The organism is Streptomyces sp. NH27 (assembly GCF_056859195.1).
The window spans coordinates 1-6535 of the sequence record NZ_JACEGK010000456.1; the positions used below are offsets into that span (position 1 = coordinate 1).

Sequence of the window (6535 nt, forward strand, 5' to 3'; positions counted from 1 at the left end):
GCGGGGTGCCGGTCAGCGGGGTGCGCCGAACCAGCGTCCGAGTGCGGCCGTGAGCCCCTCGTCGCCGCGATCCGCTCCGGCCGCCCACACGACATGGCCGTCCGGTCGCACCGCCACCGCGGCCACGCCGTCCAGCTCGCCCGCGCCGGCGCCCGGCTCCGGGTGGGCCGTGACGAGGTCGACGCGATCGGCCCACCGTCCGCCCGCGACCGGCGGCCGTCCGCCGAGGCCGAGCAGCAACCCGCGCCCGGACCGCAGGAGTTCGAAGGTGGTGCGGGGGGAGCCGTCGACTCGCAGCCGGGCGTACGGCAGCCGCGCGCCGACCAGCGGATGGCCGTCGCCGCAGGTGCCGTAGCGGATGTCGAGGCCGCTGATCATCCCGGCCAGCCGGGCGCGTACCGGCTCATCGGCGATGAGCTCGGCCAGGACCGCGCGCAGGGGCTCCACTTCGGGTTCACCGAGCAGCAGCGCCACCTGGGCGCGGATGTTCGCGAGCACGGCGGCGCCCACGGCGTGGCGCTCCTCGTGGTAGGTGTCGAGCAGCCCCTCGGGGGCGTGCCCCTGGACCTCGGCCGCGAGTTTCCAGCCCAGGTTGAAGGCGTCCTGCAGGCCGAGGTTGAGCGCCTGGCCGCCGGTGGGCATCTGCCGGTGCGCGGCGTCGCCGGCATACAGCACCCGGCCGTGCCGGTAGTGCGACAGCAGCCGGTTGGCGTCGTCGAAGTGGTTCACCCACAGTGGCTTCCCGGCGTCGATGTCCTCGCCGGTCACCCGCTGCCAGGCGGCGGCGACCTCCTCGTACCGCACCGGGCCGGTGCGCTCCCGCGCGGCGCTGCCGAACTCGTGCACCATCACCCGGGTCACCCCGTCCGCCCGGCGGGCCGCGATGGCCAGGCCGCGTGGCAGCCGCTGGAAGCGCCGGTCGGGGATGTCGATGCCGTCGACGTCGGCGCGCAGCAACTCCCGGACGGCCGACCGGCCGGGAAAGTCCGCCCCGGTCAGCCGGCGCACCGTGGAGTCCTGGCCGTCGCAGGCGACGAGGTGGCTGCCGCGCAGCCGGACCGGACGCCCGTCGCGGCCGACGGCCTCCACCTCGACCGCCTCCGGGTCCTGGCTCAGGTCGAGGAGTTGCAACCGGTGGCCGCAGCGGATGTCCGCGCCCAGCGACAGCGCCCACTCCTCCAGCACCGACTCGGTCTTGGTCTGCGGCACCTTCCACTGGCCCGGATAGGCCCCGGGCAGCGTGAGGTCCAGCGGCACGCCGCCGAAGTGGCCGCGCGGCTCGTTCGGCGGGGTGCCGAAGTCCGGCAGCAGACCGCGGCTGTCGAGGATCTCCATGGTGCGGGCGTGCAGCGTGGAGGCGCGCGACTCGGTGGTGGGCCGGTGGCGCTGTTCGACGACCGACACCTGGACGCCGCGCAGGCACAGTTCGGCCGCGAGCATGAGTCCCACGGGCCCGGCGCCGACGATGATGACCTGGGTCTCCATCACGTCGGCGGGGCCGGTTCCGGGCCGGTGGGCAGGGCCCGTGTGCTGGGCTGCCATCTCAGTTCTTCCGCTCCGCGTAGTCCTTGGCATGGCCCAGCGTGGCGCGGCTGTTGGTGCTCAGCGCCCCGTGCACGTAGGTCCGGGCGTCCGCGACGGTGGCCTGCTCGCCCAGGATCGCGGCGATGTTGTCGGTGTTGATCGAGACGGTGTGCTGCGAGCTGGCCTCGGTGGTGCCCCGGCCGGTCTCGGTGAACGTCCACACACCGGTGTGCAGGGTCATCAGGGCGGGCAGCGTGACCTGCTTGTACGCGATCTTGTCCGGCTCGAAGGCGACCCGGTAGGACTTGGTGGTGTGCACCGAGCCGTCCTTGGCGCGGGTGTCCATCTCCAGGGTCTGCAACCCCGGGGAGGGCTCGCTGAAGCGCACGGTGGCCACGTGCGGCAGCCGTTCGGGCCACTGGCCGGCCTCGTTGACGAAGTCGAAGACGTCCTTGGCGGCGCCGTTGACCTCCACGGTGTCGGTGAACGAGAAGACCAGGTCCTGCGACTCGGCGGCGTGGACGCGCTCGACGTTCTCCTTCAGGGCGGCCAGCTCCGCGGTGCTGTTGGTGTCCACGGCCTTGTCGATCCACTGGAGGTCTGCCGGGTCGTCGCCGACGGCCCGGTAGTCGTGCAGCAGCCGGACCCGCGATGTCTCCTCGCCGAGGGGCTCGACGATCCAGGTGCCGCCCATCGCGGCGACCGGCGGGGTGCTGACCTCCTGCCGGAAGACGATGCGCAGGCCCTCGGGGTCCAGGGTGCGGCGGGACGTCCAGTTCTTGGCCTCGCCGTTCGCGGTGGCCCAGATGCGGATGCGCTCCTGGTGGGCGCCGGTGTCCTCCTGCTCGACATGGATGGTGGGCGGGAAGATCTGCGGCCAATGGCTCACGTCCGCCAGCAGCCGGTAGATGGTGCCGGCGGGCGCGGCGATGGTGATCTCGTGCTCGACCTCACGCGTCGTCATGGGCAATGCTCCTTGTCCGGTCCTCGTCCGCTCTCCGGACGGTCAGAAGTTGCCGAGTCCGCCGCAGACGTTCAGCGCCTGCGAGGTGATGGAGGCTGCGGTGTCGGAGGCCAGGTAGCCGATCAGGCCGGCGACCTCCTCGGGGGTGCTGTAGCGACCGAGCGGGATCTTGGCCTGGAACTTCTCCAGGATCGCCGCCTCGCTGGTGTCGTAGGCGGCGGCGTACCCCTGCCGCACCCGCTGCGCCATCGGCGTCTCCACGTAGCCGGGGCAGACGGCGTTCACGGTGATGCCGGTGGGGGCCAGTTCGTTGCCGAGCGCCTTGGTGAAGCCGACGACGCCGTGCTTGGAGGCGGAGTACGGGGCGCCGAGCACCACGCCCTGCTTGCCCGCGGTGGAGGCGACGTTGATGATGCGGCCGCGCGAGCTCTGCCGCATGCCCCCGGTGGTCAGCACCTCGCGGGTCATCCGGAAGACGCTGTTGAGGTTGGTGTCGATGACGTCGTTCCACAGGTCGTCGCCGATGTCCGCGGTGACCCCGCCGCCGGACCGGCCGGCGTTGTTGACCAGGACGTCGACGCGGCCGTACGCGTCGATCGCGGCCTGGACGAAGGACGTGACCGAGGTGCCGTCGCGGACGTCGAGCGCCTGTCCGGCGGCCTCGAAGCCTTCGGCCTGGAGGGACTTGACGGTCGTGTCGACGTCGGAGCCGGTGCGCGCGCCGAGGAACACCCGGTGTCCCTGGGTGGCCAGCAGCCGGGCGGTCGCCAGACCGATGCCGCTGGTGGCGCCGGAGACGAGCGCGACACGGGAAGTGGACTGTGCCATGGCGGGAGGTCCTCTCAGGCGGCGCGGCCGGCGGCCAGCTGCTTGTTGACGGTGTCGATCAGGTCGCGGGGGGTCAGGGCGTCGGTCAGGGCCTCGTCGTCGAGCGTGATGTCGTACTCGCGCTCGATACAGCCGCCCGTCTCCAGCAGCGCGAGCGACTCGTAGCCCAGCTCCTGGAAGGTGGTGTCGAGGATGTCCTCGTCGAGGTCGAGGCCCTCCTCGGCGCCGGCGGCCTTGAGCAGGATGTGCTTGAGGTCGTCGAAGGTGAATCGGCTGTCCGTCATCTGGGTCTGTCTCCTTCGTCTCGGGATGCGGCCGGCGAAGCGGCGCGATGTCCGGTCGCCTGCGCGGCTTCGTCCGTCCGCAGGGCCTTCACGCAGGGCCTTCACGCGGCGGCGCGCACGACCATGGCGGAGTTGAACCCGCCGTGGCCGCGGGCCACCACCAGGGCGGTACGCACCGTCGCCGTACGCGGCTGGTGCAGTACGAGGTCCAGGTCGTACTCCGGACAGGGGTCGACGTGGACGGTGGGCGGGATGACGCCCGCCCGGATCGCCAGCAGCGCGCAGGCGACGTCCAGCGGTGCGGCGCCGGAGTACAGCCGGCCGGTCATCGTCTTGGGCACGGTGACCGGGACCCCGCCGGATCCGAAGACCTCGCTGATGGCCTCGGCCTCGACCCGGTCCAGTTCGGGCACGCCCGCGCCGTCGGCGAAGACCACGTCGATGTCGCGGGGAGCGGCGTCCGCGTCGTCCAGCGCGATCCGGATCGCGGTGCGCAGGGTGGACCCGCGTCCGCTGCCGGGCGGCGGGTCGAAGGTCGTCCCGTGTCCGGCGATCTCGCCGTGCGCCCGGGCGCCGCGGGCACGGGCCGCGTCGGCGGACTCCAGGATCAGGATCGCCCCGCCCTCGCCGGGCACGTAGCCGCGCGCGTCGCGGTCGAACGGCGTGTAGGCCCGGGTCGGTTCGTCGCTGGTGGCCATCCGGCCGCCGGCGAGCTGGGCCACCCAGCCCCAGGGGCACAGCGAGGCGTCGATGGCGCCGCCGACGACCAGCGGGGTGCCCTTGCGCACCAGCCGCCTGGCCTGCGCCAGCGCCTCCAGGCCGCCGGCCTGGTCGCTCACCACGACGCCGCTGGGCCCCTTCATCCCGTGCCGGATGGAGATCTGGCCGCTGTTGACCGCGTAGAACCAGGCGAAGGACTGGTACGCGGAGACGAACTGGCTGCCCTGGGACCACAGTTTGCGCAACTCGCCCTGGCCGAACTCGAAACCGCCCGCGTGGCTGGCGGTGACGACCCCCATGTCCAGGGGGTCGAACGACGCCGGGTCCACGCCGGCGTCCGCGAGCGCCCAGTCCGCCGCGGCCAGCGACAGCCGGGTGACGCGGTCCGTCTGGGGCAGTAGCCTGCTGGGCAGGTGCTCCGCGGCCTCGAAGCCGGGTATCTCCCCGGCGAGTTGGGCCGGGTAGCCGGACGGGTCGAAGCGCGTGATGCGGCCGATGCCGCTCTTTCCGCCGCGGGTGGCTTCCCAGTAGTCCGCGGCGCCCAGGCCGTTGGGGGCGGCGATGCCCATGCCGGTGACCACGACCGAGGTCATAGGGTGCTCCTTTGCGCGGTGGTGAGCACCATGGCGCTCTGGAATCCGCCGAATCCGCTGCCCACCGTCAGTACCGAGCCGACCGGCTGCTCGCGTGCCGTCAGCGGCACGTAGTCCAGGTCGCACTCCGGGTCCGGGGTGTGCAGGTTGGCGGTGGGCGGCACGACGTCGTGCTGCATCGCCAGAGCGCACGCGGCGATCTCGATGGAGCCGATGGCTCCCAGCGAGTGCCCCACCATCGACTTGATCGAGCTGACGGGCGTGCGGTACGCGTGCTCGCCGAGGCTCTTCTTGAACGCGGCGGTCTCGTGCCGGTCGTTCTGCCTGGTGCCGGACCCGTGGGCGTTGATGTAGTCGATGTCCTCGGGATTGGTCCGGGCCTCGTCCATGGCGACCCGGATGGCCTCGGCCATCTCCGCGCCGTCCTTCCGCAGTCCGGTCATGTGGTAGGCGTTGGACCGCGTGGCATAGCCGGCGATCTCGGCGTAGATGTGCGCGCCCCGCCGCTTGGCGCTCTCCAGCTCCTCCAGGACGAAGAAGGCCGAACCCTCGCCCAGCACGAAGCCGTTGCGGGTGCCGTCGAAGGGACGCGAGGCGTGCTCCGGGTCGTCGTGCCGCGGTGTGGTCGCCTTGATCGCGTCGAAGCACGCCATCGTGATCGGCGAGATCGGGGCGTCCGCCGCTCCGGCGACCATGACGTCGACGGTTCCCTCGCGGACCAGCTCCACGCCGTAGCCGACGGCGTCGATGCCGGAGGTGCACCCGGTGGAGACGACCGTCGAGGGCCCCTCGGCGCCCACCGCCCACGCCACTTCGGCGGCGAAGGAGCTGGGCGCCAGGTAGTCGTACAGATGCGGGACGGCGTAGCGGTGGTCGACCAGGTCGAGCCGGCCGCCGTCACTCACCACGCGGTACTCCTCGTCGAGCCCCATGGTGGCGCCCACGGCGCTGCCGACGACCACGCCGATCCGGTGGGGTGCGAACGCGGCCAGCTCGGCGCCGCTGTCCTGGACCGCGCTGCGCGCGGTGACCACGGCGAACTGCGCGGCGCGGTCCATCCGCCGCACCTCCTGCGGGCTGAGCCCGTGGTCCAGCCCGCTGAAGTCGGCCTCGGCCGCCACCCGGGAACGGAAGGGCGACGGATCGAAGAAGGTGATGCCGCGGGTGGCGGTGCGTCCCTCGCTGATGAGTCGCCAGAAGCCCTCCCGGCCGGAGCCCCCGGGGGCGAGGACCTCCAGTCCGGTGATGACGACCCGACGCTCCGTCATGCGCCGCCCTCCCAGTGGTAGAAGCGGGTGGCCATGGCGTCGGCGGGGGAGCGCCAGGTCGCCGGGTCGTACGCGCCGATGAAGGGCTTCAGGTCCGCGCTGATGCCGACGAAGCGCGGGTCGTCCTTGGCCTCCTCGATCCGCGAGCCGCCGTCGTCCGACGCGAAGTCCTGGAGGTGGAAGTAGAGTCCGCGGTAGGCGAAGAGCTGCCTGCGCCTGGTCCCCATCCGGTGGGGCATGTCCGTGTCGTCGAACTCGCCGAACAGCCGCGCGACATCGCGGCTGGACTCGATGGCCATCCGGGCCACGATCAGCGTGCTGTGCATACCTCGCTCCTTGCGGTGGGCTCTGGGC

At 72.3% G+C, this 6535-nt stretch carries 7 protein-coding genes; all 7 read right to left on the reverse strand.

Going from position 1 to position 6535, the window contains the following annotated elements:
• Positions 1–12 precede the first annotated feature (12 nt).
• The 7 genes from AC13HU_RS29045 to AC13HU_RS29075 all read right to left on the reverse strand — a co-directional run bounded on the left by AC13HU_RS29045 (position 13) and on the right by AC13HU_RS29075 (position 6507).
• Positions 13–1542, reverse strand: a complete 1530-nt coding sequence (locus AC13HU_RS29045) for an FAD-dependent monooxygenase (RefSeq protein ID WP_483044937.1) — start codon at positions 1540–1542, stop codon at positions 13–15.
• Between the two features lies 1 nt (position 1543).
• On the reverse strand, positions 1544–2488 hold the full coding sequence (locus tag AC13HU_RS29050; protein WP_483044938.1) for an aromatase/cyclase: 945 nt from the start codon (positions 2486–2488) through the stop codon (positions 1544–1546).
• 42 nt (positions 2489–2530) lie between these two features.
• Complete coding sequence (gene fabG, locus AC13HU_RS29055; protein ID WP_483044939.1) at positions 2531–3316, reverse strand: 3-oxoacyl-ACP reductase FabG; 786 nt, start codon at positions 3314–3316, stop codon at positions 2531–2533.
• A gap of 14 nt (positions 3317–3330) precedes the next feature.
• Positions 3331–3600, reverse strand: coding sequence for an acyl carrier protein (locus tag AC13HU_RS29060; RefSeq protein WP_483044940.1), 270 nt, complete (start codon positions 3598–3600; stop codon positions 3331–3333).
• A 101-nt stretch (positions 3601–3701) separates the two neighbouring features.
• Complete coding sequence (locus AC13HU_RS29065) at positions 3702–4913, reverse strand: ketosynthase chain-length factor (RefSeq protein ID WP_483044941.1); 1212 nt, start codon at positions 4911–4913, stop codon at positions 3702–3704.
• On the reverse strand, positions 4910–6181 hold the full coding sequence (locus tag AC13HU_RS29070) for a beta-ketoacyl-[acyl-carrier-protein] synthase family protein (RefSeq protein ID WP_483044942.1): 1272 nt from the start codon (positions 6179–6181) through the stop codon (positions 4910–4912). The genes AC13HU_RS29065 and AC13HU_RS29070 overlap by 4 nt, the downstream gene beginning before the upstream one ends.
• A complete protein-coding gene (locus tag AC13HU_RS29075; protein ID WP_483044943.1) occupies positions 6178–6507 on the reverse strand; it encodes a TcmI family type II polyketide cyclase in 330 nt (109 codons plus the stop codon). Before AC13HU_RS29075 ends, AC13HU_RS29070 begins: the two co-directional genes overlap by 4 nt.
• Positions 6508–6535: the final 28 nt, after the last annotated feature.